Annotated in this window: 23 protein-coding genes; 4 read left to right on the plus strand and 19 right to left on the minus strand. The window is 60.6% G+C overall.

Annotated features, from left to right (window positions below):
• Positions 1-35: 35 nt before the first annotated feature.
• The 7 genes from HXW87_RS12590 to minC all read right to left on the minus strand — a co-directional run bounded on the left by HXW87_RS12590 (position 36) and on the right by minC (position 6838).
• Positions 36-2189 (minus strand): mechanosensitive ion channel domain-containing protein, encoded by a 2154-nt coding sequence (locus tag HXW87_RS12590; protein ID WP_239779000.1) that lies wholly within the window; start codon positions 2187-2189, stop codon positions 36-38.
• A gap of 77 nt (positions 2190-2266) precedes the next feature.
• Positions 2267-2443, minus strand: coding sequence for a hypothetical protein (locus HXW87_RS12595; protein WP_177327380.1), 177 nt, complete (start codon positions 2441-2443; stop codon positions 2267-2269).
• Positions 2444-2639: 196 nt separating this feature from the next.
• Positions 2640-3929, minus strand: coding sequence for a M18 family aminopeptidase (locus HXW87_RS12600; RefSeq protein WP_047292939.1), 1290 nt, complete (start codon positions 3927-3929; stop codon positions 2640-2642).
• A 178-nt stretch (positions 3930-4107) separates the two neighbouring features.
• A complete protein-coding gene (locus tag HXW87_RS12605; protein WP_121184458.1) occupies positions 4108-4743 on the minus strand; it encodes an RluA family pseudouridine synthase in 636 nt (211 codons plus the stop codon).
• Positions 4744-4834: 91 nt separating this feature from the next.
• Positions 4835-5089 carry a cell division topological specificity factor MinE gene (gene minE, locus HXW87_RS12610; RefSeq protein ID WP_003223146.1) on the minus strand — a complete coding sequence of 85 codons (255 nt, stop codon included), beginning with the start codon at positions 5087-5089 and terminating at the stop codon, positions 4835-4837.
• The gene (minD, locus tag HXW87_RS12615; protein WP_007960626.1) at positions 5089-5901 is read right to left on the minus strand and encodes a septum site-determining protein MinD; all 813 of its coding nucleotides are present in this window, start codon (positions 5899-5901) and stop codon (positions 5089-5091) included. Before minD ends, minE begins: the two co-directional genes overlap by 1 nt.
• Positions 5902-6100: 199 nt before the next feature.
• Positions 6101-6838 (minus strand): septum site-determining protein MinC, encoded by a 738-nt coding sequence (minC, locus tag HXW87_RS12620; RefSeq protein ID WP_027613349.1) that lies wholly within the window; start codon positions 6836-6838, stop codon positions 6101-6103.
• 117 nt (positions 6839-6955) lie between these two features.
• Here minC and HXW87_RS12625 point away from each other — a divergent pair, with 117 nt between their 5' ends.
• Both HXW87_RS12625 and HXW87_RS12630 read left to right on the plus strand, forming a co-directional pair.
• The gene (locus HXW87_RS12625) at positions 6956-7891 is read left to right on the plus strand and encodes a lipid A biosynthesis lauroyl acyltransferase (RefSeq protein ID WP_047292940.1); all 936 of its coding nucleotides are present in this window, start codon (positions 6956-6958) and stop codon (positions 7889-7891) included.
• Positions 7892-7926: 35 nt separating this feature from the next.
• Positions 7927-9099: a patatin-like phospholipase family protein gene (locus HXW87_RS12630; RefSeq protein WP_095667116.1), complete on the plus strand. Its 1173-nt coding sequence runs from the start codon at positions 7927-7929 to the stop codon at positions 9097-9099.
• Between the two features lie 90 nt (positions 9100-9189).
• On the opposite strand, the gene HXW87_RS12635 is transcribed toward HXW87_RS12630, so the two are convergent.
• The 8 genes from HXW87_RS12635 to puuE form a co-directional block, all read right to left on the minus strand.
• A complete protein-coding gene (locus HXW87_RS12635; RefSeq protein WP_041068818.1) occupies positions 9190-9975 on the minus strand; it encodes an outer membrane protein OmpK in 786 nt (261 codons plus the stop codon).
• 374 nt (positions 9976-10349) lie between these two features.
• Positions 10350-11135, minus strand: a complete 786-nt coding sequence (locus HXW87_RS12640) for an outer membrane protein OmpK (RefSeq protein ID WP_239779001.1) — start codon at positions 11133-11135, stop codon at positions 10350-10352.
• A gap of 159 nt (positions 11136-11294) precedes the next feature.
• Positions 11295-12653: a nucleobase:cation symporter-2 family protein gene (locus HXW87_RS12645; RefSeq protein WP_047292943.1), complete on the minus strand. Its 1359-nt coding sequence runs from the start codon at positions 12651-12653 to the stop codon at positions 11295-11297.
• A 192-nt stretch (positions 12654-12845) separates the two neighbouring features.
• The gene (locus tag HXW87_RS12650) at positions 12846-14162 is read right to left on the minus strand and encodes a urate hydroxylase PuuD (protein WP_041068826.1); all 1317 of its coding nucleotides are present in this window, start codon (positions 14160-14162) and stop codon (positions 12846-12848) included.
• A gap of 51 nt (positions 14163-14213) precedes the next feature.
• Entirely contained in the window at positions 14214-14717 is a 504-nt protein-coding gene (locus HXW87_RS12655) for an ureidoglycolate lyase (protein ID WP_041068829.1), read from the minus strand.
• 151 nt (positions 14718-14868) lie between these two features.
• Entirely contained in the window at positions 14869-15864 is a 996-nt protein-coding gene (gene alc, locus HXW87_RS12660) for an allantoicase (RefSeq protein ID WP_121184460.1), read from the minus strand.
• A gap of 88 nt (positions 15865-15952) precedes the next feature.
• Complete coding sequence (uraD, locus tag HXW87_RS12665) at positions 15953-16468, minus strand: 2-oxo-4-hydroxy-4-carboxy-5-ureidoimidazoline decarboxylase (protein WP_047292945.1); 516 nt, start codon at positions 16466-16468, stop codon at positions 15953-15955.
• Positions 16465-17391 carry an allantoinase PuuE gene (gene puuE / locus HXW87_RS12670; RefSeq protein ID WP_047292947.1) on the minus strand — a complete coding sequence of 309 codons (927 nt, stop codon included), beginning with the start codon at positions 17389-17391 and terminating at the stop codon, positions 16465-16467. Before puuE ends, uraD begins: the two co-directional genes overlap by 4 nt.
• A gap of 420 nt (positions 17392-17811) precedes the next feature.
• Between puuE and uraH the strand changes: the two genes are divergently transcribed.
• Entirely contained in the window at positions 17812-18165 is a 354-nt protein-coding gene (uraH, locus tag HXW87_RS12675) for a hydroxyisourate hydrolase (protein WP_003223171.1), read from the plus strand.
• Positions 18166-18348: 183 nt separating this feature from the next.
• Here uraH and HXW87_RS12680 read toward each other — a convergent pair whose 3' ends face one another.
• From HXW87_RS12680 to HXW87_RS12690, 3 genes are all read right to left on the minus strand, one after another.
• Positions 18349-18975, minus strand: a complete 627-nt coding sequence (locus tag HXW87_RS12680; protein WP_095667114.1) for a LysE family translocator — start codon at positions 18973-18975, stop codon at positions 18349-18351.
• Between the two features lie 90 nt (positions 18976-19065).
• Positions 19066-20415 (minus strand): NCS2 family permease, encoded by a 1350-nt coding sequence (locus HXW87_RS12685; protein WP_027613339.1) that lies wholly within the window; start codon positions 20413-20415, stop codon positions 19066-19068.
• 298 nt (positions 20416-20713) lie between these two features.
• Entirely contained in the window at positions 20714-21160 is a 447-nt protein-coding gene (locus HXW87_RS12690; protein ID WP_047293052.1) for a MarR family transcriptional regulator, read from the minus strand.
• Positions 21161-21242: 82 nt separating this feature from the next.
• Between HXW87_RS12690 and HXW87_RS12695 the strand changes: the two genes are divergently transcribed.
• Positions 21243-22409 (plus strand): PLP-dependent aminotransferase family protein, encoded by a 1167-nt coding sequence (locus HXW87_RS12695; RefSeq protein ID WP_239779002.1) that lies wholly within the window; start codon positions 21243-21245, stop codon positions 22407-22409.
• 160 nt (positions 22410-22569) lie between these two features.
• Here HXW87_RS12695 and HXW87_RS12700 read toward each other — a convergent pair whose 3' ends face one another.
• Positions 22570-22941 carry a glutathione S-transferase N-terminal domain-containing protein gene (locus HXW87_RS12700; protein ID WP_239779003.1) on the minus strand — a complete coding sequence of 124 codons (372 nt, stop codon included), beginning with the start codon at positions 22939-22941 and terminating at the stop codon, positions 22570-22572.
• Positions 22942-22943 lie beyond the last annotated feature (2 nt).

A 22943-nucleotide genomic window follows, 5' to 3' on the forward strand; every position in this document is an offset into this window, starting at 1 on the left:
TTCCCTGCCTGTGACCCGAGTGTCTGCGCGAAGTGCTATTCCTTCGGCTGGCCACCACCGGCAGTGATGACCTGCACGCTCATGCGTGGCGTCGCCAGATCGAGCCCGGCCTCGTCCAGATGGCGTTTGAGCGACAGGTTGAAGGCGCGGGAAACTTCCCATTGCTTGATTGGCGCGGTCTTGAAGCGCGCACGCAAAATTGCGCTGCCGGACTCGAAACTTTCCACGCCCTGGATCTCCAGTGGCGACCAGATGTTGCGCCGTTGCAGCGGGTCGGTGCGCATTTTCTGGCCGACTTCGCGCATCAGTTTGATCGCGTCGTCGATTTCCATGTTGTACGGCACCGCCACGCGGAAGATCGCGTAGCCGAATTCCCGTGAGTAGTTCTTGATGCTTTTGATTTCGCTGAACGGGATGGTGTGGACGATGCCGTCGATGTCGCGCAGGCGCACGGTGCGGATGGTCAGGCCTTCGACAGTGCCCAGATGCCCGCCGACATCGACGTAGTCATCAATGGCCAGCGAGTCTTCGATGATGATGAACAGGCCGGTGATCAAATCCGCCACCAGCGACTGCGCACCGAAACCGATGGCCAGACCGATCACACCGGCACCGGCCAGCAGTGGCGTGACGTTCATACCCATGTTCGCCAGGGCGACGATCAGCGCAATGATGAAAATCGCCACGAACAGCACGTTGCGGATCAGCGGCATCATCGTCTGCGCGCGGGCATTCGCCAGGCCTTTGCGCGAGCGGGTAAGGGCGTGATGCACGGCGGTGTCGGCGAGGATCCAGACCAGCCAGGAGAAAATCAGCGTGCCGATCAGGCTGAACAGTTTGACGCTGACGTCGTGGCCTTCGCCCTCGGCAAAGCCGATCAGCGATTTGCCCCAGACGCGCAGGCCGAGCTCGATGAAGATCAGCCACACCAGCAGGTGGGCGAGGGTGTAGAAGAAGCTTTTCAGGCGTTCCGAGTACAAGGCATGGCGCTTCGGCCCGCGTTGCGGTTTGAGTGAGTGCCGGCGCACGAGACCGTTGATCACCATGCACATCACCAGCAGCACCGTGCAGATCAGTGACTGGCGCAGGGCGGTGCTGGTGTCGCCGGCGGAGACGAAGGTGGCGAACAGCGAAATCCCGACCAGCACCAGCGCCGGCACGTACCAGAAGGTGCCGAGGATATCGATGGTGTCGCTGAGGGCGCGGCGGGTCAGGCGACGGGACAATGGCTGGTTGCGGATCAGATGGGCGATTGGCCGGCGGAAACGCAGGATGAACAGCCCGGTGAACAGCGCCGCGAGGACATTGGTGACGGTCGCGGTGGTGTGCGCCAAATGCACGCCGAGGCTTTCCACCAGGCGCGGGTCGTTGAGCGCTTCACCGAACGCGGCGAAGCTGCCGATCAGCCAAAGCGGACGGAACGCCTGATGCCGCAGGATGTACAGCGCCCGGTGCCGGTGCGGGCCGTCGAGCAGCGAGAAGGCGATCACGCAGATCGCCGAGAAACAGGTGCCGACCACCAGCGCATACGCCAGCACCATCGCCAGGCTCTTGCCCAATGACGACGGCAGCGCGTAGCTCATGTAAACGGTGATGACCAACGCGATCAGCCATGGCCCGAGCTTGCGCAGGGCGAAGCGCAGCATGTCGAGGGCCTTGGGGTGCTGCGGCAGTTCTTCGGTCAGGCCGAAGCGCATGCGCACCCGGTGACCGAGCCAGATCAGCGCGGCGGCGAGCAGGCTCCAGACCATCAGGATCACCGCGAAGCCGAAGATGATCGGCAGCCACTCGCTGGCTGGCAACATCAGGTTATCGAGTTCGTCCCTGGCCAGATCGAACTCGTCGGACCAGCGGGTCAGCGGACTGTCGTCGCCGGAGAACTGCTTCTCGAAACTGGCCAGCGTGCCGCCAATCAGGCCCAGCACGCCTTCTTCCGGTGAAACCTGGGCTTTCTTGGTGGCGTCGCGCAGCTTTTTCAGATCGCTCAGCAACTGTGCGCGTTGCTTGTCGTTTTCCAGCGACTTGATGACTTCATCCAGCGACTGGCCCAACGGTTCCTGCGCCTCGGGCTGCGCCTTGGTGGAGTTGAGCAGTCCCGGCAAGCCGACCGCGTGGGCAGGGGCCAGCGGCAGCAGCGTCATCAGGCAGACAAGGAACAGGCAGGGCAGAGCAAACAGACGAGCGAACACTAGGCGGTCAACCTCGCAAAGGGGCGAATTGAGCGAGTGTACGAGGCAGTCAGAATCAATGCGAGCCGGGCGCGGATTTATTCGTTGAGTTTGGCGAGGATCTTGTAGACCACGGTCGCCAGGATCATCAGCATGCCGATCCACATGGCGAAGACGCCGGCGTTCTTGTCGCGGAAGTTGAAGCCGATGGCCAGCAGGATCATCCCGCTCAGGATCGGGACGAGCATGGCATGGAACGAAGACATCGAGATCATGGAGACTGCCTTGTCGAAGGGGATGATGTAAGTCTAGGTCGGTTTCATTGAAGCTGTATTGATCTGTGTAGGAGCTGCCGCAGGCTGCGATCTTTTGATCTTGCTTTTGAACTGCAAAAAACAAGATCAAAAGATCGCAGCCTGCGGCAGCCCCTGCAGAGATTTGTGATCACCCCGAGAGATGATCGTTTAGCGATTACGGCAATTCACGGGAGGCGTAGAACGCGCTCAGCACTTTGACCAGGTGTGCCAGGTCATGGCTGCCGCACAGTTCGCGGATCGAGTGCATGGCGAAGGTCGGCAGGCCGATATCGACGGTGCGCACGCCCAGGTGGCTGGCGGTGATCGGGCCGATGGTCGAACCGCAACCCATGTCGCTGCGTACCACGAAGCTCTGCACCGGCACTTCTTCGGCCATGCACAGGTGGCGGAAAAATCCGGCGGTTTCGCTGTTGGTGGCGTAGCGCTGGTTGCTGTTGACCTTGATCACCGGGCCGGCGTTGAGTTTCGGGCCGTGGTTGGCGTCGTGCTTCTCGGCGTAGTTGGGGTGTACGCCGTGGGCGTTGTCGGCCGAGACCAGCAGCGATTTCTGAATGGTGCGCACGAACTCGTCGCCTTCCGGCAGCAGGCGGCGCAGGGTCTGTTCGAGCATCGGGCCATCGGCGCCGCACGCCGAGCAGGAGCCGACTTCTTCGTGATCGTTGCACACCAGCACGCAGGTTTCTTCGGTGTCGGCGCTGAGCAGGGCTTGCAGGCCGGCGTAGCAGGACAGCAAGTTGTCCAGGCGCGCGCCGGCGATGAAGTCGCCATGCAGGCCGATGATCGCCGCGCTTTGGGTGTCGTAGAAACTCAGCTCGTAATCCAGCACCACGTCGGCGTTCAGGCCGTGTTCGCGAGCCAGTTGATCGGTCAGTACCGCACGGAAGTCGACGCGCTCGTCACCGGCAAACTGCGCGAGTATCGGCGGCAGCTCGGTCTGTGCGTTGATCGCCCAGCCTTGGTTGGCTTCACGGTTGAGGTGAATCGCCAGGTTGGGAATGATCGCGATCGGTGCCTTGAAGTCGATCAACTGGCTTTCGACCTTGCCGTCGCGACGGAAGGTGACGCGGCCGGCCAGCGACAGGTCGCGGTCGAACCACGGCGCCAGCAGAGCGCCGCCGTACACTTCAACGCCCAGTTGCCAGAAGCCCTGACGTTGCAGTTCCGGTTGCGGCTTGACCCGCAGGCACGGGCTGTCGGTGTGGGCGCCGACCAGGCGGATACCGTCGTGCAGCGGCGAGTTGCGGCCCATTTTGATCGCGACGATCGAGGAGTCGTTACGGGTGACGTAATAGCGGCCGTTGGCCTCGGTGGTCCATGGCTCGCGCTCGTCGAGGCGCACGTAACCGGCGGCCTCCAGACGTTGAACAAGGCTGGCGGTGGCGTGGAACGGGGTAGGGGAGGCCTTGAGGAAGTCGATCAGGCCTTGGTTCAACTCTTCGCGCATAAGAAGCTCCAGACAGCAATGGGCGCGAGTTTAACGCATCGGCCGGGGAATTGAATCCGGACCGGATCCCTGTGGGAGCGAGCCTGTTCGCGAAAGCGCTATTACATTCAACATTGATGCTGACTGATCAATTGCTTTCGCGAGCAGGCTCGCTCCCACATGGGCTCGGTGGTGCTTGTCAGAACGGTGCCGGGCATTCGAAGCGCAGACGTTCACCGGTTTGCGGGTGGGTGAAGCTGAGCATGCTGGCGTGCAGGCACAGGCGCGGCCAGGCGGCGAGGGCCTGTTCGTGGGCGTAGAGCCCGTCGCCCAGCAACGGGTGCCCGATGGACAGCATGTGCACGCGCAACTGGTGCGAGCGCCCGGTGATTGGCGTCAGTTCGACGCGGCACCAGTCGCCGCAACGGTCCAGTACGCGCCAGAAAGTCAGTGCGTGTTTGCCGAATTCGTGGTCGACCACGTGGCGCGGTTTGGTCGGTGGGTCGTAGCGCAGTGGCAAATCGATGCTGCCGCTGTCCAGTTCCGGCTGACCCCAGGCCAGCGCGGTGTAGGCCTTTTCGGTTTCGCGGTCGTGAAACTGTCGCGACAATTCGCGGTGGGTGTCGGCGTCACGGGCCAGCAGAATGATGCCGGAGGTTTCCCAGTCCAGGCGATGGACGATACGCGCCTCCGGGTAGCCGTTTTCCTGCAGGCGGGTGATCAGGCAGTCCTTGTTGTCGTCGGCGCGACCGGGCACCGAGAGCAGCAAGGTCGGCTTGTCGACCACCAGTACAGCGGCGTCCTGATGGATGATGCGGATGTTGGACAACGGCATTAAAACAGCCTCGTAACAAATGCCAACGGCGGTTCAGGGCCATTCCCGCATGGGAGTGACCCTGAACCGCCGTCGTTCCTGCCGGATCGACTCAGCGATCAGGCAGGGTGATGTTGAGTTCCAGAATCGAGCAACTGCCCTGGCTTTCCAGTGCAACATGTACGTCGTCGTTGCCGATGTTGACGTACTTGCGGATCACGTCGACCAGTTCCTTCTGCAAGGCTGGCAGGTAATCCGGTGTGCTGCGCTGGCCGCGCTCATGCGCCACGATGATCTGTAGACGCTCTTTCGCTACCGAGGCGGTACTTGGCTTTTTGTTGGCACGAAAGAAGTCAAAAAGGTTCATTACCTACCTCCAAACAGGCGCTCGAAGAATCCCTTCTTCGTAACATCGAGGAAACGATGTTCTTTTTCTTTGCCCAGCAGACGATCAACGGCATCGCTGTAGGCCTGACCGGCATCGCTCTGGTCGTCGAGAATCACCGGCACACCCGAGTTGGAAGCCTTCAGGACTGCCTGCGACTCAGGGATGACGCCCAGCAGGGTCACGGCCAGGATTTCCTTCACGTCTTCGACGCCCAGCATTTCGCCATCGCTGACGCGCTGCGGGTTGTAACGGGTCAGCAGGAGGTGTTCCTTGATCGGCTCTTCGCCGAGTTCGGCACGCCGCGATTTGCTGGCCAGCAGGCCGAGCATGCGGTCCGAGTCACGTACCGAGGACACTTCCGGGTTGGTCACGATGATCGCTTCGTCGGCGAAGTACATCGCCAGGTGCGCGCCTTTCTCGATGCCCGCCGGGGAGTCGCAGACCACGAAGTCGAAGTCTTCCTTCAACTGCATCAGGACTTTTTCCACGCCTTCCTGGGTCAGCGCGTCTTTGTCGCGGGTCTGGCTGGCGGCCAGTACGTAGAGATTTTCCAGGCGCTTGTCTTTGATCAGGGCCTGCTGCAGGTTGGCTTCGCCGTTGACCACGTTGACGAAGTCGTACACCACGCGACGCTCGCAACCCATGATCAGGTCGAGGTTACGCAGGCCCACGTCGAAGTCGACGATCACTGTTTTGTGGCCGCGCAGAGCGAGGCCGGTACCGATAGCGGCGCTGGTGGTGGTCTTACCCACACCACCCTTGCCGGATGTAACCACGAGAATCTTGGCCAAGGTGTTTCACCCCTAAGGAAGAAGGACTGTTTAGCCCCTGAAAAACATCTCTTGAAAACTACTGCAGTCGGACAGCCTTGGCTGGAATTCGGCGCAAGTCGCACTTGCCGGGGGCAAACGCTCCTTGATCCTTTTTCCTACTTCGTTTGAGCCGTTTTCGCTACGTTTTAGAGATGCTTGGAAAATGCGGCAGTATCCGTTAAAGCCGAATGATGTTCAACACGTCGGCCGACAGGCTGACCTGTACACCGGAGCCCCACAGTGGATCGCGGCGCAAATCTTCGGAAACCTTGTAATGCCCGGCGATGGAGATCAGTTCAGCGCTCAATTGCTGACAGAAAATCCGCGCCTTGGTGTCGCCTTTGACGCCGGCCAGGGCGCGACCGCGCATCGGGCCGTATACATGGATGTTGCCATCGGCCAGAAGTTCCGCCCCCGGACTGACCGACGACACCACGACCAGATCGCCACCCTGGGCGTATATCTGTTGGCCACCACGTACTGGCGTGGTGATGACGCGGGTCGGTTTGACCGTCGGCTCCGGCGGCTTTTCCGGCTTCTTTTTGACTTCCGGTTCCGGGGCTTCCAGCGGCCGCTCACGGGCACCGGACGGCGGCAGCACCGGGATGTCGATGGCGATGGCGGCGGCGATGTCTTCGATACGGCTGGCGCGGATCGCCAGGGTGCGCAGACCATGCTGGCGGCACACGCGCATCAGCCCGGGCAGATCGACCGCGCCTTCGCCGGGCGGCAGTTTGTCCAGCGCCAGGACCAGCGGCGCATTGCTGAAGAAATTCGGCGCCTGGGCGACTTTGGCGGCCAGTTGCCGATCAAGGCTGTCGAGGTCGTTGCGGGACAGTTCCAGCACCGTAATGGCCAGCATGCTGCCCTTCAACTGGAACACGGGATCTCGGTCTGGCGATTCGTTTTGGCTCATATCGGCATACAACGGCTTGTCACTAAAAGTGCCGAGACTTATAACGAGAACGCCCGCGAGCCGCAAGCCGGGTCGAACGATGTAGAATGCGCGGCCACTGAATTTACGGAAGCTTTAATGGATCGCCCGCGTTTTCGAAGAGCCTATCTTTCTCCCCGCTTCTGGCCGCTCTGGTGCGGTCTGGGGCTGTTGTGGCTGGTCGTGCAGTTGCCCTATGCGGTGTTACTGACGATCGGTCGTGTGCTGGGCGCAGTGATGTATCGCGTGGCCGGCGACCGGCGGCGCATCGCCAAACGCAATCTGGAGCTGTGCTTCCCGGAAAAATCCGCCGCCGAGCGCAAGCGTCTGCTCAAGGAAAACTTCGCCTCCACCGGCATCGCGTTTTTTGAAATGGCGATGAGCTGGTGGTGGTCCCGTGAGCGTCTGGCCAAACTGGCTCACGTCGAAGGCCTGGAGCATTTGCAAAAGGCCCAGCGCGAAGGCAAAGGCGTGATCCTCATGGCCGCGCACTTCACCACCCTGGAAATCGGCGCGGCGCTGCTCGGCCAGCAGCACACCATCGACGGCATGTACCGCGAGCACAAGAACCCGTTGTTCGACTTCGTCCAGCGTCGCGGCCGCGAGCGGCACAACCTCGATTCGCTGGCGGTGGAGCGTGACGACGTGCGCGGCATGCTCAAGCTGCTGCGTTCGGGCCGGGCGATCTGGTACGCGCCGGATCAGGACTATGGCGCCAAGCAGAGTATCTTTGTGCCGCTGTTCGGCATTCAGGCGGCGACCGTGACCGCGACCACCAAGTTTGCCCGCTTGGGTAAAGCGCTGGTGGTGCCGTTCACTCAGGAGCGTCTGGCCGACGGCAGCGGTTACAAGCTGGTGATTCATCCGCCGCTGGAAGACTTTCCGGGTGAAACCGAAGAGGCCGACTGCATCCGCATCAACCAGTGGGTGGAAAGCGCCTTGCGCGCCTGCCCTGAGCAATACTTGTGGGCGCATCGCCGCTTCAAGAGTCGTCCACCGGGCGAGCCGAAGCTTTACCCCAAACGACGCGGCTGATTCACTCACCCTTTCAAGCACCACGGAGCGTTGCGATGAGCCCAGCTGAACCGGTTACAGGTTTGATTCTTTCCGGCGGCGGGGCTCGGGCGGCGTATCAGGTGGGGGTGCTGGCGGCGATTGCCGAATTGCTGCCGCTGGGCGCGGACAATCCGTTTCCGGTGATCGTCGGCACTTCGGCCGGGGCGATCAATGCGGTCAGCCTGGCCAGCGGCGCCACCGATTTTCGCGCGGCCATCGAACGCCTTACGCTGTTCTGGCAGGGCTTTCGCAGCCATCGGGTGTTGCGCAGTGACTGGCCCGGGGTGATTCGTCAGGCCAGCCGCTTTGTCAGTCACAGCCTGCTCGGCATCGGTCGGCAACTGCCGGTGGCGCTGCTCAACAGTTCGCCGCTGCGCGACCTGCTCAATGAAAAACTGCACATGCCCGGCATCGCCGAATCCATCGCCCGCAAGCAGTTGCATGCGGTGGCGGTAACCGCGTTCGGCTACGAGTCGGGGCAGGCGGTGACCTTTTATCAGGGCGGCGGCACGATCGATGCGTGGTTGCGCCATCGACGGATCGGCGTGCCGGCGCAATTGTCGGTGGACCATTTGCTGGCCAGTTCGGCGATCCCGTTGCTGTTTGCCCCGGTGAAAATCGGTGAGGAATATTTCGGCGACGGCGCAGTCCGCCAATCGGCACCGATCAGTCCGGCGCTGCACCTGGGCGCGAGCCGGGTGCTGGTGGTGGGGGTGAGCGGCAACCCGCGCGGTTTTGATCCGCAGCAGCCGCTGGAACGCGCCTACACCGGTCAGCAACCCACCCTGGCGCAGATCGGCGGGCACATGCTCAACAGCACGTTCATTGACAGTCTGGAAAGCGACATCGAGTTGCTCCAGCGTCTGAACCAGTTCAGTCGACTGATGCCCGATGGCGTGCCGACTCGCGAACTGGGGGTAGCGCCAGTGGACGTGCTGGTGATTGCGCCGAGTCAGCCGATCGACGAGATCGCCGCGCGGCATCGGCAGGAGTTGCCGGCGGCGTTGCGTCTGTTCTTGCGCGGCCCGGGGGCGACCAAGACCAGTGGGGCAGGGGTGCTGAGTTATCTGCTGTTCGAGGCGGGGTATTGCAGCGAGCTGATCGACCTGGGACGGCGCGATGCGTTGGCCAAGCGCGAGGAATTGTGCCGGTTTCTGGGGATCACCGAGTCGGTGGTTCCGGCCTGAGATTTGCGGTGAAGCCTTCGCGAGCAGGCTCGCTCCCACATTGGAACTCGGTCGAATGTGGGAGCGAGCCTGCTCGCGAAGCTTTTAAGATCAGAAGTGGAACTTCACCAGGAAGCTGGTCACGTTCTGATTGGTGGTGAAGCCACGGGTGTCGTCGATCCCGTACTTGTCTTTCCAGTAGTCGTATTCAACACCGACGTACAGTTGCTTCTCGCCGAAATGCAGCGCCTTGCCCAGGTCGTATTTGACCTGTGGGTTGAAGTGCAGGTTGGCGTGGTATTCGCCTTTGCTGTTGACGTCGTTGTCGACCACCCAGTCCATGTAACCGTCGATCAGCACGTTCGAGCTGCCGACCGGGATGGTGTAGGACCAGACCGGGGTGATCTGCCAGACGTTATCACCCGGACGCGAGCCGTCGGTGTGGCGCTGGTAGAAATTCAGCTGGAAGTAGTCGAAACCCGGGATCGCCAGGTCGAAGCCAGGACCGATCAGGTACGACTCGACGTCGCCTTCACCGAACTCGTAAGTCATCGCCAGCAGCACGTCTTTGATCGGACCGAATTCGAGCTTCTGGTCGAGGACTTTGCCCAGCGAGATGCGCGGCTGGAATTCACCGTAATAGGTGTTGTTGCCGACGCCACCGTCTGGCTTGCCGTTGTAGAAGATCTTGTCGATGAACAGGAAGTTATCCCCGTACTTCCAGGCATCGGCGTGCTCGAAGGTGACGGTCTGCTGGATCGCCGGGTTGACCTTGAAGTCTTTGCCGTAGAGGTAGGTCAGGCTGTTGTTCTGCCATTGCAGCAGGCCGTCGGCCATGGCCTGGCCGCCGGCCAGCATCGATCCCGCGAGCATCAGGCTGGTGCACATACGTTTCATTCGGTTGCTCCCAAAGTAGGTGTTCCACGTTTATTTTTTTTAAGATCGGCGCTCTGGTGTGGCGCCTTTTTTCGTTGCTGCAAAAGTCATCCGATCGGTCAGCTTCGCTGGTGATAGCAAGAGCTGGGCCAACGCTTTCGAAAAGCAAAAAAACGCCCGTTCGGCTGCTGAAAAACAGTCGATTGCGCGTGTTTTCGGGATGCCTCGGTACTGGCCGGGGCCGGGATAAGTTGGCCCGTCGGTCAGGAATTAAATCCGGGCTTTTTTTTAGACCGAATTCAAGAGGCCGCGGAGAATACTGACTCCTCGGCCAGCTCTCAAGTGCCCCGCAACAGAGCACCGACGACAGGTATGGGGCACGGTTGCGGGCCATCTCAGAAGTGCACCTTCACCAGCAGGCTGGCGGTGTTCTGGTTGGTGTCGAGGTTGTGACTGCTTTCGACGCCATATTTGTTCTTCCAGTAGCTGTATTCGGTGCCGACGTACAGCTGCTTCTGGCTCCAGCCCAAGGCTTTGCCGAGGTCGTATTTGATCTGCGGATTGATGTGCAGGTTGGCGTGGTAAGTGCCGCGCGAGTTCTGATCGTTGTCGACCACCCAGTCCAGATAGCCGTCGATCAGCAGGTCGGAGTTGCCCAGCGGCACGCTGTACGACCAGCCCGGGGTGATCTGCCAGACGCCGTCGCCGGGGCGCGGGCCTTCGGTCTGGCGGCGGAAAATGTTCAGGGTCACGTAGTTGAAGCCGGGCACTTTCAGGTCGAAGCCGGGGCCGATCAGGTAGGCTTCGCTGTCGCCTTCGCCGTACTCGTAGGTCATCGCCAGCAGCACGTCCTTGATCGGGCCGAATTCGATTTTCCGGTCGAAGATCTTGCCGAACGAGAAGCGTGGGGTGAATTCGCCGTAGAAGGTGTGCGGGCCTTTGTTGCGGTCTTCCTGGCCGTTGTAGAAGATCTTGTCGACAAACAGGAAGTTGTCGCCGTACTTCCACTTGTCGGCGTGCTCGAGCGTCACCGTCTGCTGGATCGACGGGTTGATCGCGAAGTTCTTGCCGTACAGGTAGCTCAGGCTGTTGGTCTGCCACAGCAGTAAATCGCCGGCCATGGCCTGACTCGCGGCCAGCAGGCCGCCACTCAACAGAACGTTGGTTTGCGTGCGAATCATCGATTGCTCCCTCTTGTTTTTATTGTTGAGGCAGGGTGTTGCACGTCCCCTGTGAGAGCGAGCCTGCTCGCGAAGAGGGCGTGTCAGTCGCCATCACTGTTGAATGACACAACGCTTTCGCGAGCAGGCTCGCTCCCACAAGGTTTTGTGGTGATTTGGTTAATGCTGATGTGCGTGGCAGTCGTTGATCGCGGCGCGTTCGGCGCCGCCGAGGATGTTGAACAGCAGGTTCAGGGTCAGTGCGCTGAGCGTGGCCATCGCGATACCGCTGTGAGTGATCGGGCTCATCCACAGCGGCAGATGCGCGAAGAACTCCGGACGCACCACCGGGATCAGGCCCATGCCGATGCTCACTGCCACCAGCAACTGGTTGCGACGGTCACCGATGTCGGCTTCCTGAAGAATCTTGATCCCGGTGGCAGCGACCATGCCGAACATCGCAATCGCCGCGCCACCCAGCACTGCCGGTGGAATAGACGCGACGAGGAACGCCGCTTTCGGCAGCAGGCTCAGCACGATCAGCAGGCCACCGGCGACGATGGTCACCGAGCGGCAGCGCACGCCAGTCATCTGCACCAGGCCGATGTTCTGTGCGAACGAGGAGTGGGTAAAGGTGTTGAAGAAACCGGCGACGAACGAGGCGCCGGCATCGCACAGCAGGCCGCGACGCAGCATGCGTGGGCAGACTTCCTGACCGGTGATCTTGCCCAGCGCGAGGAACATCCCGGTGGACTCGACGAAGATGATCACCACCACCAGACACATCGACAGGATCGGCGCCAATTCGAATTTCGGCATGCCGAAGTGCAGCGGGGTGACGAACTGAACCCATGGCGCGTTGGCCATGCCGCTCAGGTCGACCATGCCGATGGCGCCGCAGAGCACGTAGCCCAGGCACATGCCGATCAGCACGGAAATATTGACCCAGAAACCGCGCATGAAGCGGTGGATCAGCAAAATGGTCGCCAGCACCAGCGCGGCGATGGCCAGATAAATCGGTGAACCGAATTGCGCCGCGGCGGCTCCGCCACCGGCCCAATTCACGGCCACGGGGAACAGCGACAGACCGATCGAAGTGATGACCGTGCCAGTCACCAGCGGCGGGAAGAAACGCACGACTTTGGACATGAACGGAGCGATCAGCATGCCGAAGAAACCGGCGGCAATGGTCGCACCGAAGATCCCTTGCAGACCGATACCGGGCATGCCGGCCATGGCGACCATGCTGCCGACCGCCGCGAAACTGGCGCCCATCATCACAGGCATGCGGATGCCCATCGGGCCGATGCCGAGCGACTGGACGATGGTGGCGATACCGGCGACCAGCAGGTCGGCGTTGATCAGGAAGGCGATTTCTTCACGACTCAGGCCAGCGGCCTGTCCGATGATCAACGGCACCGCGATGGCACCGCCGTACATCAGCAGAACATGTTGCAAACCGACCAGGATCAGTTGCAAAAGGGGCAAACGCTGAATGGCGGGTGCGTCGGGGATGCGCGCTTTGGACAGCTCGGACATGCAACACCTCGGATCTTTTTTATTCTTGTGATTAACAGCTGTCGGGTTGCTCACAGCTGTTTCTTTGCATCAGGTCTGTGGCGAGGGAGCTTGCTCCCGCTGGACTGCGTAGCAGTCCCTGCTCTTCAGGCAAAGAGAGGGGCCGCTTCGCGACCCAGCGGGAGCAAGCTCCCTCGCCACAATTTGTGTTGCTTAGTTGGTCTGGGCTCCCTGGGCGATCCATGCACCGATCAGGTCACGTTCCTGCTGGGTCATCTGCGTGATGTTGCCCAGTGGCATGATCTGCGTGGTGATGGCTTGCGCCTGGATCCGCGCCGCGTTCTGACGGATCTGCTCGGGGGTGTCGAACATCACACCGGCCGGTGCCGCGCTGAACAACGGGCTGGTCGGTTTGGCCGAGTGGCAAACCGCGCAGCGTTCCTGGATCACGTTGTGCACCTTGTCGAACGCAGGACCGGCGTTGGACGCTTGCGCCGGTGCCGCAGCCGGGGCTGCTGCTGGCGCCGCAGGTGCCGCCGCTTCAGCCGGTTTCGCGCCACCGCCCAGTGCCGTTTCCGGCAGCGGTTGGTACTCGATTTTCGCGGGTGCCTTGGCCACGTCCGGTGCGGTCGGCATCGGCGCCGGGCCGGTGACGTACGCCAGGGTGATCATGCCCACCGCTGCCACGGGCAGGGTCCAGGCAAACTTGTGGCTGTCGTGACGGGTGTTGAAGTAGTGACGTACCAACACCGCCAGCACCGCGATCCCGGCCAGGATCAACCAGTTGTACTGGCTGCCATAAGTGCTCGGGAAGTGGTTGCTGATCATGATGAACAGCACCGGCAGGGTGAAGTAGTTGTTGTGACGCGAACGCAGCAGGCCTTTGGCGGGCAGCGCCGGGTCCGGCGTGCGGTTCTCGGCAATCGCCGCCACCAGTGCACGCTGCGCCGGCATGATGATGCGGAACACGTTGCCGACCATGATGGTGCCGATGATCGCGCCGACGTGCAGGTACGCACCACGACCGCTGAACACTTTGCTGAAGCCATACGCCGCGCCGATGATCAGCACGAACAGGATGAAGCCGAGCAGGGCCGGTTTCTTGCCAAGGGCCGAATCGCAAAGAAAGTCGTAGATGAACCAGCCGGCGATCAGCGAACCGATGCCGATGGCCACGCCTTCAGGGCCGGTCAGGCCGCTGCCGGGTGCCACGAGGTAGAGCACGGGGTTGGAGTAGAACACCACGCACAGCAGCGCGATCCCCGACATCCAGGTGAAGTAGGCTTCCCATTTGAACCAGTGCAGGTTCTCCGGCATCGACGGTGGGGCCAGTTTGTATTTTTCCAGGTGATAGATACCGCCGCCGTGGATCGCCCACAGATCGCCGGCCAGACCGGTTTTCGGGTTGACGCGGTTGAGGTTGTTCTCCAGCCAGACGAAGTAGAACGACGCGCCGATCCAGGCCACGCCAGTGATCATGTGAACCCAGCGCACGCTCAGGTTCAGCCATTCCAACAGATGTGCTTCCACAGTCTTTACCTCTCGCCTGTCACTCTTGTTGTCGAGTGATCAGACCTTCTCTTATTGGTGGGGGGCGAGGATCAACCGCTCATCCTCTTTGAAAAAATGCTCATCGCAGTTATTGCCTGTGCCACTGCGATCAACCACCAGGAAGTCATCCCGCTTTTCGATCGTCAGCACCGGGTGGTGCCAGACGCCGCGATGGTAATTGATGCCCTGCCTGCCGTTGGTGACGAAGGCGCGGACCAAGCCTGATACAGGTACATCGCCAAGTGGCGCGACCACGATCAGAAAGGGGTTGCCGAGCAGCGGAATGAAAGCCTGGCTGCCCAGCGGATGGCGTTCCAGCATGCTCACGGTCAACGGCATGTCCTGCGCGTCGGCGCGGAAGATGCTGATGATCGCGTTGTCCTCAGGCGTAGCGGTTTCGACCGTCGCCAGTTTGTGGAAGCGCATGGTCGAACCGTTATTGATCATGAAGTGGTCGCTGCCGTCGGTTTCGATCACGTCACCGAAGGGGGCGAAGGCTTCTTTGGTCAGCGGTTCAATCTGTAGTGTGCGCATGCTGTTCTTATCCGAATTCTGTGTTGTTCAACTTGTCAGTGCGTCTTGCGCGATCCCTGTAGGAGCTGGCGAAGCCTGCGATCTTTTGACTTTGTTTTTTAAGATCAAGATCAAGAGATCGCAGCCTGCGGCAGCTCCTACAGGCTCAGCATTACTTCGCGACCTTGCCCAAAACGCGCAGGCGGCTCACACCACCATCCGGGAACACATTGAGGCGGATGTGGGTGATCGGGCCCAGTGCCTTGATCTGCTCGACGAAGGTGTGTTCGGCGTGCATTTCCAGTTTCTGGCTCGGCAGCAGTTCGCGCCAGAACAGCGACTGGGTTTCGATCTGGCTGTCGGTGCCGCCCTTGACGAACGCGCCCTGGATCGAGCAGGTGTCCGGGTAGTTGCCCTTGAAGTGCAGGGTGTCGACGATGATTTTTTCGATCTCGCCCGGGTGGCCCAGCGCGACGATCACCCAGTCATTGCCCGGGGTGCGACGACGTGCGGTTTCCCAGCCGTCGCCCATGTTGATGCCACGGCCCGGGTTGAGGATGTTGCTCATGCGGCCGAAGTGTTCGTCGGAGCAGGCGAGGGCGCGGCCACCGTTGAGGGCTGCTGCCAGGTCGACTTGCTCGTTGTCGCCAACTGCGGACCAGTCGCGGAACGGAATGCCGTACACGCGCAGACGGGCGACACCGCCGTCCGGGTAGATGTTGAAGCGCAGGTGGCTGAACGCTTTTTCGTTGCTGATTTCATGGTAGTGGTGGCTGTTGCCCTGCAGCTCGACGGCCGACAGCACTTCAGTCCACTGGGTGTTTTCGTCCGGCTCGCCGGAGGCCAGGAAGCACGCTTCCAGCGAGGCCGATGGCGGGAAGTTGCCGGTGAAGAATGAAGTGTCGATGTCCACGCCTTTGATCGAACCTGGTACGCCCAGGCGGATTACCGCGCTGTCGTAGCCTTCGAAGCGCTTGCGGCGCGATTCCCAGCCATCCATCCACTTGCCGTTGTCGTCGAACACACCCTCCTTCCACACGGCCGGGGTCGGCTGAAACAGACGATTGGCGTCTGCGAACCAGTCATCGGTGACCGAGATGATTTTGGTGCCCAGACGGGCATCGGCCAGGTTGACGAACTTCTCGAAAGGTACGGCGTAAGCTTTCATTCTTCTTGTCTGCCTTTAATAAGTTGGCTGGGGATGCTTGCAAGGCCCTGGGTGCTCTCCGCGTTTGACGCACTCGGGCCAGGCTTCGCTAGAGAGTCAGTAAACGGAACAGGGCGATCTTGTTGATCTCCGCCAGCGCGCATTTGAATTCGGTGTCGACCGAGTTGTGAATGCGCGTTTCGAACGCCGCGAGGATCTGATGCCGGTTGCTGCCTTTTACCGCCATGATGAAGGGAAACTTGAACTTGGCCTTGTAGGCGTCGTTCAGCTCGGTGAAGCGCTGGAACTCTTCGGCCGTGCATTGGTGAATACCGGCGCCAGCCTGTTCATTGGTGCTGGCTTCGGTCAGTTGGCCCTGGACGGCGGCTTTGCCGGCCAGGTCCGGGTGAGCGTTGATCAGCGCAAGCTGGCTGGCGTGATCGGCGCTCAACAGGATGTCGCTCATGCGCTGGTGCAGGGTTTCGATCTCGTCGATCGAAGCGTCCGCGCCCAGGTCGTAGGCCTTCTCGGCCACCCATGGCGAATGTTCGTAGATGTCGGCGAAAGCGTTGACGAAAGCGTCGCGGCTCAGGGTCGACGGTTGCAGGGTTTGAAAGCGGCTCATTTTGTGGCCCCTTGATACGGATGGGTTTCGTGCCAGTGGCGCGCAATATCGACGCGACGGCTGAACCACACCTGTTCATGACTTTTGGCATATTCGATGAAGCGCTTGAGCGACGCCAGACGCGCCGGACGGCCGATCAGGCGGCAGTGCAGACCGATCGAAAGCATCTTCGGCGCTTCGGCGCCCTCGGCGTAGAGCACGTCGAACGCGTCTTTGAGGTATTCGAAGAAATCGTCGCCCTTGTTGAAACCCTGCACCTGGGTGAAGCGCATGTCGTTGGTGTCGAGGGTGTACGGGATCACCAGGTGCGGCTTGCCGGTCGGGTTGTTCGGTTCCCAGTAGGGCAGGTCGTCGTCGTAGGTGTCGCAGTCGTAAAGGAAACCGCCTTCTTCCATCACCAGGCGCCGGGTGTTCGGGCCGGTGCGGCCGGTGTACCAGCCCAGTGGGCGTTCGCCGGTGAGTTCGGTGAGGATGCGGATCGCTTCGAGCATGTGCTCGCGCTCCTGCGCCTCATCCATGTACTGGTAGTCGATCCAGCGGTAGCCGTGGCTGCAGATCTCGTGGCCGGCTTCGACCATCGCGCGGATCACATCCGGGTGGCGCTGGGCGGCCATGGCCACGGCGAAAATGGTCAGCGGAATGTCGAATTCCTTGAACAGTTTCAGGATCCGCCAGACGCCGGCGCGGCTGCCATACTCGTAAAGCGATTCCATGCTCATGTTGCGCGCGCCTTGCAGCGGCTGGGCGGCAACCATTTCCGAGAGGAAGGCTTCGGATTCTTTGTCGCCGTGCAGAATGTTGCGCTCGCCGCCTTCTTCGTAATTGAGCACGAAGGACAGGGCGATGCGCGCGTTGCCCGGCCAGTGTGGGTGAGGAGGGTTACTGCCGTAACCGATCAGGTCGCGTGGGTAGTCAGCGCTCACTGCAGTCTTCCTTCTTATTCGTTGACAGGTTTGTGTAACGGCCTGCGCAGGCTGGCGTCACAGCGATGGGCTGATTGTATACAACTTTATTCGCAATTTGTAAGCCTGATTTTTTGCATTTTTCACCGACTGTCATCTTTTGCTGCTAATGGCGTGAGCCTGCAAGAAACCTGCCTGATCAGTCAGCTAATGGCTGTGAGGTTCAATACTCTGGCGCTTGAGGGGCAGATCAAGGTGAAACACCCGAATGGCGGGGGTGGTGCGAAAAATGTCGTTTTTATTGTGTACAATTTTTTTGAAAAGTGTCTTAATCAGTCGCTCGCCGCAGCTTTTCGTGCTCCGAATCGGTGCGGTCTCCTTTTACCTGACTTCGGGAGGCGCGAAGTCTGACTGCTCTTTGCGGCCAGGCGCGCAGAATCAATGGGACGTTTGACAACACACGTTTTGGACGCTGCACACGGTTGCCCGGGCAGCTCGATCAAGGTCGAGCTGTACCGCGTTGAAGGTTCGCATCTGGAATTGGTCGCCAGTGCCATTACCAACAGCGATGGCCGGGTCGATGCGCCGCTGCTGCAAGGCGATGACTACCGCACCGGGGTCTATCAGGTGCAGTTCCACGCCGGCGATTACTACCGCGCCCGTGGCGTGCAACTGCCGGAACCGGCGTTCCTCGACGTGGTGGTGCTGCGTTTCGGCATCTCCGCCGAGCAGGATCACTACCACGTGCCACTGCTGATCTCGCCTTACAGCTATTCCACCTACCGGGGCAGCTGACCCCCAAGCAGCTGCCCCCACCGGGAAGCGACTGCGCATATAGCTTCTTTGGTCTTTCGCCCGCTCACACTGCGGGCTTTTTTTTGTCTGCCTTAAAGTCAAAAGATCGCAGCCTGCGGCAGCTCCTACAGAGGATTGCATTCCAAACTGTAGGAGCTGCCGCAGGCTGCGATCTTTTGCTCTTTAACGGCTCAACAGCGACGCAGCGCCCGCACCACTGAACAACCCGGCACTCACCCGGTTGAACCAGCTCTGCCCCTTGCCGCTACGCAAATAGCGCGCCGCACCATGCGCACCCAGCCCGTAAGCCAGTTTGCAGCACAGGTCGAGCACCACCCAGGTCGCGATCATGATCAGTAACTGCGGCAAGAACGGTTGTTGCGCGCTGAGGAACTGCGGCAGAAACGCAGCGAAAAACAGAATGTCCTTCGGATTGCTCGCGCCCAGCACAAACGCGCGGCCGAACAGGGTGCGGAAACGTGGCAGCGGTGCGGCCTGCGGCACTTCGGCGCCCACCGCTGGCTGACGCGATTGCTGCCAGCTCTGCCAGGCGAGGTAGAACAGGTACAGCGCGCCGACGATTTTCAGGGCGCTGAACAACTGTTCTGACGCCAGCAGCAGAGCGCCAAGCCCCAGCGCCGACGCGCTGAGCAGGCAGATCGAGGCGATCACGCCGCCGAGAAACGCCGGGTAAGAGCGGCGCAAGCCGTAGTTCAGACTGTTGCTGATCATCAGCAAAGACAGCGGCCCCGGAATCAGGATCACCACCAATGCAGCGCCGCTGAACAGCAGCCAGGTTTCCAGACTCATCACTTTGCTCCTTTTTTTGTTGTACTCAAGAATGTGCAAAAGCCCCACCCGTGAGGGTGAGGCTGGTTTGACGCTTGAACCGCGTGACGCTTACAAGAAGATGAACTTGGCGATGAAGATCGCGCAGAGCACCCACAGGCTGACGGAAATTTCCTTGTACTTGCCGGTACCGGCCTTCAACGCCACGTAGGTGATGAAGCCCAGCGCAATGCCGTCGGCGACCGAGAAGGTCAGCGGCATCATGATTGCGGTGACGATCGCCGGAATCGCATCGGTGGCTTCGTCCCACTCAATGTGCGCCATGCCGCCCATCATCAGCATCGCGACGTAAATCAGTGCACCGGCGGTGGCGTAAGCCGGAATCATCCCAGCCAGTGGTGCGAAAAACATCGCGGCTATAAATAGCACACCCACGGTGACTGCGGTAAGACCAGTCCGACCACCAGCGGCTACGCCAGCGGCACTTTCCACATAGCTGGTAACAGGAGGAACACCGACCACCGCGCCGAAAACACTGGAGGCACTGTCGGCTTTCATCGCGCGGGAGAGGTTTTCGATACGCCCGTCAGCGTTGACCAGATTGGCGCGTTGGGCGACGCCCATCAGCGTGCCGGCGGTGTCGAACATGTGTACGAAGAGGAAAGCCAGGACCACGCTGATCATGCTGACGTTGAACACGCCCGCGACGTTCATTGCCATGAAGGTCGGCGCCAGGCTTGGCGGGGTTGACATGATTCCTTCGTAGTGCACGATGCCCAGGCCCCAACCGGCGAGGGTCACGGTGATAATGCTGATGAGGATCGCGCCGAATACTTTGTGGTAGCTGAGGATCGCAATCATCAGGAAGCAGATCGCCGCCAGCAGCGGGCCGGGTTCACGCAGGGAGCCGAGTTTGATCAGGGTGGCCGGGCTGTCGACGACGATACCGGCGGTTTTCAGACCGATCAGCCCGAGGAACAGACCGACACCGGCGCCCATCGCAAAGCGCAGGCTGACCGGGATGCTGTTGAGCAGCCATTCGCGAATCCGCGAGAAGGTCAGGATCATGAACAGCACGCCGGAAACGAACACTGCACCCAGCGCGGTTTCCCAGTTGTAGCCCATGGTGCCGACCACGGTGTAAGTGAAGAAGGCGTTGAGGCCCATGCCTGGTGCCAGGCCCACCGGCCAGTTGGCGTACAGGCCCATCAGCAGGCAGCCGAGTGCGGCGGCGATGCAGGTGGCGACGAAGGCTGCACCGTGATCGATCCCGGCATCGGCCATGATGTTCGGGTTGACGAAGATGATGTAAGCCATGGTGATGAAGGTTGTCAGACCGGCAATCAGCTCGGTCTTCACCGTGGTGCCATGCAAGCTGAGTTTGAAGATGCGCTCCAGCACGCCTGTGCGTAAGGGCGGCGAGAGTTCCAGCGTCGATGCTTCGGATTTGCGGCTTTCCACAGCGAGTACTCCTCAAGAGTTTTATTGTTATTTCCAGGGCTGGACCCATGAGGGGTGGCAGCAGCCCTTTGAGGCATACGCGAATTTGTTGACCATGCGGTCAGGAACTCGCACGCAGTGGATTATGCTTTTGTGTACAAATAAAGCAAATATTGTTTTTGGTTTTGTTTACGAAAGGTCAGGCGATAGGGATATATCGCCCTCAGAGGCCCCATCGCTGGCAAGCCGGCTCCCACAGGTTTTGTGTACGCTGCCGATCATTGTGGGAGCTGGCTTGCCAGCGATCAGGCCGGATCAGTCAATCAAGATGTGACTGAGTGCTCCCAAGCGCCATGTTCACCGCCAACCACCCATTCACCGCCGCTTCCCCAGCCTCGGCAAACACCCGTTCGAGCAACTTCACCTGCTCACGGCGCAACGCCTGCTCGAACTTCGCACCCTCTACGGTCAGCTCTAGCAGGCGCTTACGCTTGTCCGCCTCCGACGCCACGCTGTCCACCAAGTGCATTTCCTGCAGCTGGCGCAACGGCATGTTCAGCGCCTGCTTGCTCACGCCGAGCAATCCCAGCAACTCCTTCACGCTCAAATTCGGATAACGCGCGATGAAAAACACAATCCGCTGATGCACCCGGGACAGGCCGCGACGTTCGAGCATTTCGTCGGCCTTGGCGGTGAACGCCTGATAGCCGAAGAAAAACGCTTCCATCGCCTGCTGCTGGCTGGCGGGGTTTTTAAGGTCAAGCATGTTGACGTACTCGCTCAAGCTGTCGTAGTTTCAGTCAACCAGTTTGACTCATTTTCTCCAGCCCTCGCTACCGGTGACTCCCATGGCTTTTTCCGAACGTGTTTCGCGCCTTAAAAGTTCTCTGATCCGTGAAATCCTCGCCGCCGCCCAGCGCCCGGAGGTGATGTCGTTTGCCGGTGGCTTGCCTGCCGAAGCCATGCTGCCGAAAGTCGAATGGGCCGACATGCCGCTGTCCCTCGGCCAATACGGCATGAGCGAAGGCGAGCCGGCGCTGCGTGAAGCGCTGGCGGCGCAGGCGCAAGCGTTGGGTCTGGCGTGCACGGCGAGTCAGGTGCTGGTGGTCAGCGGCTCCCAGCAGACTCTCGATCTGGTCGCCAAGTTGTACATCGACAAAGGCACCGAAATTCTTCTGGAAGCCCCGACCTACCTGGCCGCGTTGCAGATCTTCCAGCTGTTCGGCGCCGATTGCCTGACCGTGCCGCAAGAGTCCGACGGCCCGAACCTGGCTCAACTGCGCAGTCGTCTTGAGCAACACCGCCCGGCATTCATCTATCTGATCCCGACATTTCAGAATCCATCCGCCGTGCGCTACAGCGAAGCCAAGCGCGCTGCGGTCGCCGCATTGCTGGATGAATTCGGCGTGACCCTGATCGAAGACGAGCCGTATCGTGAACTGACTTTCGATGGCGGCAGCGCCAAACCGATTGCCGGGCGTTTGAAGAAAGCCAGCTGGATCTACACCGGCACCGTGTCGAAAACCTTGCTCCCGGGTTTGCGCGTCGGCTACCTGATCGCCAGCCCGGACCTGTTTCCGCACCTGCTCAAGCTCAAGCAATCGGCGGATCTGCACACCAACCGCATCGGCCAGTGGCAGGCGCTGCAATGGATTGGCAGTGAAAAATATCAGCAGCACTTGGTTGAGTTGCGTGGCTTCTACCGGCAGCGCCGCGATGCGTTTCAAGCGACGCTGGAAACGCATTTCTCTGATCTGGCGGACTGGAACATGCCGCAGGGCGGGCTGTTTTTCTGGCTGACGCTCAAGCAACCGCTGGATACGCGAACGCTGCTCAACGAGGCGCTGGCCAATGACGTGGCGTTCATGCCGGGCGAGCCGTTCTTTCCCGAGCCGGATAAAAACCTTGGGCACCTGCGTTTGAACTTCAGCCACATCGACCCGGCGCGACTGGATGAAGGGTTGAAGCGGTTGGCGGCGGTGGTGAGGCAGGCGCAACTAGACAAAGCAGCCTGAAAAAAATAAACCGGCTCGAGGGCCGGTTTATTTTTGACTGGAATTTGTGGTGGCTGAGTAGGCCTCTTCGCGAGCAGGCTCGCTCCCACAGTGGAAGTGCATTCCAAAGGGTGGGAGCGAGCCTGCTCGCGAAGGCGTCAATCAATCCACCACATAATCATCAGACCGCCGCAAACCGCTTATCCAGATAATCAATAATCACCTTGGACTCATACATCCACGTCGTCTGCCCATTCTCTTCAATGCGCAGGCACGGCACCTTGATCTTGCCGCCCTCGTCCAGCAGGGTCTGGCGATCCTGTGCGTTGTTCTTCGCGTCCTTCAGTGCGACCGGCACATTCAGGCGACGCAGGGTGCGGCGGGTTTTCACGCAGAACGGGCAGGCGTGGAACTGATACAGGGTCAGGCCTTTGGCGGCGGCGTTGACTTGCGCCTGTACCTCGGCGGGGCGCTGTTTCTTGCCCGGGCGGGTGATGAAGTCGATGAAGATGATCAGTTGGCCAAGGCCGACACGAAGCGCTTTTACGAACACGT

The organism is Pseudomonas sp. Y5-11 (assembly GCF_022368695.1).
Lineage (GTDB): Bacteria > Pseudomonadota > Gammaproteobacteria > Pseudomonadales > Pseudomonadaceae > Aquipseudomonas > Aquipseudomonas parakoreensis.